Origin of the sequence: Thiohalobacter sp. (assembly GCF_027000115.1) — a bacterium.
Classification (GTDB): domain Bacteria; phylum Pseudomonadota; class Gammaproteobacteria; order Thiohalobacterales; family Thiohalobacteraceae; genus JALTON01.
Map to the genome: position 1 here is coordinate 1 of NZ_JALTON010000009.1, position 1,809 is coordinate 1,809.

Annotated in this window: 3 protein-coding genes; all 3 read left to right on the forward strand. The window is 68.9% G+C overall.

Features of this window, described 5'->3' with window-relative positions:
- Positions 1–555 (forward strand): DUF484 family protein (locus tag MVF76_RS01220; RefSeq protein WP_297526857.1); only part of this gene is annotated, 555 nt, incomplete at its 5' end.
- The gene (gene xerC, locus MVF76_RS01225; RefSeq protein ID WP_297526859.1) at positions 555–1,469 is read left to right on the forward strand and encodes a tyrosine recombinase XerC; all 915 of its coding nucleotides are present in this window, start codon (positions 555–557) and stop codon (positions 1,467–1,469) included. The genes MVF76_RS01220 and xerC, both read left to right, overlap by 1 nt.
- On the forward strand, positions 1,466–1,809 hold a 344-nt coding region (locus tag MVF76_RS01230; protein ID WP_297526861.1), incomplete at its 3' end, for an ATP-binding cassette domain-containing protein. The genes xerC and MVF76_RS01230, both read left to right, overlap by 4 nt.

Sequence of the window (1,809 nt, forward strand, 5' to 3'; positions counted from 1 at the left end):
GAGCGCCAGGTGGCGGTGCTGCGCCAGCAGCGCGACGAGTTGCGCGGCCAGCTCAAGCAGCTGGTCCGCAACGCGCAGAAGAACGAGCAGCTCAACAATCACGTCAACGCCCTGGTGCTGGCGCTGCTGGATGCCGCCTCGCTGGAGGAAGTGCTGCAGATCGTGCAGGGCCGGCTGGCGGCGGACTTCGACGCCGAGGCGGTGGTGGTGCGCCTGTTCCGCACCGATCACCCGGCCATGGCCCGCCTGCCGGAACTGGTGGACTGGAGCGAGCCGGTGCTCGGCGCCTTCGAGAAGGTGATCGCGGGTCGCCGGCCGGTGTGCGGCGCCCTCAAGCCCGGCCAGCTCGATGCCCTGTTCGCCGCCGAGGCCGACGACATCGCCTCCGCGGCGCTGATCCCGCTGGTCGAGAGCGCCACCAGCCGCAAGTGCTACGGCCTGCTGGCCATCGGCAGCCGGGATCGCAACCGTTTCCGCGCCGACATGGGTACCGTGTTCCTCTCCCAGCTCGGCAAGGTCCTGAGCCGGGTGCTGAAGAAACATCTCGAGGCGTGATGCGCGAGGCGGCCCTCCAGCGCCTGCATGCCTTCCTCGACAGTCTGCGCGATCAGCGCAACCTCTCCCCCCTGACGGTGAAGCACTACCGGCGGGATCTCGGGCACTTCGTCGATTTCTGTAACCAGTCCGGCATCGCCGACTGGCACGACGTGGACGCCGAAACGGTGCGCGCACACGTGGCGCAACGCCACCGCCGTGGCCTTGGTGGGCGCAGCCTGCAGCGGGAACTGTCGGCCCTGCGCGCCTTCTTCCGTCATCTGCTGCGCCATGGCGAGGTGGATCACAACCCGGCCGCCGACGTGCAGGCGCCGAAGACGGCTCGCAAGTTGCCCCGGACCCTGGACGTGGAGCAGGTCACGCGGCTGGTGAGCATTCCCGGCGACGATCCCCTGAGCATCCGCGACCGGGCCATCCTCGAGCTGTTCTATTCCTCGGGCCTGCGCCTCGCGGAGCTGGTGGCGCTGGACATGCGCGACGTGGCGGACATGCGTCAGGGACGGGTGCGGGTGACGGGCAAGGGCCGCAAGGTGCGCGAGGTGCCGGTGGGCCGTTGCGCCATCGCGGCGCTGGAAGCCTGGCTGCGGGAGCGGCAGGGTTGGAAGAAGCGGGACGAGGATGCCCTGTTCCTGTCACGCCAGGGCCGGCGCCTGACGCCCCGCTCGGTGCAGGCGCGGGTGCGGCACCATGCCCGTGCGCAGGGCATCGCGGGCGGCGTGTATCCGCACATGCTGCGCCATTCCTTCGCGTCGCACCTGCTGGAGTCGAGTGGCGATCTGCGCGCGGTCCAGGAACTGCTGGGCCATTCCGACATCAGCACCACCCAGATCTACACCCACCTGGATTTCCAGCATCTGGCCCAGGTGTACGATCGGGCCCATCCCCGGGCTCGCAAGCGGGAGAAGGACTCGTGACCGATCCGGTTCGTGTGCGCCAGCTCGATTTCCATTATCAGGACGGCTCGCCGGTGCTGCGGGATCTGTCACTGACCGTTCCCGCCGGCAGCCTGTTCGGCCTGCTCGGCCCAAACGGTGCCGGCAAGACCACGCTGCTGATGCTGATCACCGGCCTGCTGCCGGTACAGACCGGCGTGGTGGAAGTCCTGGGCGAACCGATCCGCGGCCACCATCCGCAGGTTCTGTCCCGCATCGCCCTGGTGCCGCAGGAATATGCCTTCTATCCCCAGCTCACGGCGCTGGAGAACCTGCGTTTCTTCGTGCGCCTGTGTCCGGGCGACGGCACCGAGGCCGAGCG

What these genes read in the sequence shown, in the direction of transcription:
- xerC (WP_297526859.1), top strand. Translation starts at nt 555, where the DNA reads ATGCGCGAGGCGGCCCTCCAGCGCCTGCATGCCTTCCTCGACAGTCTG.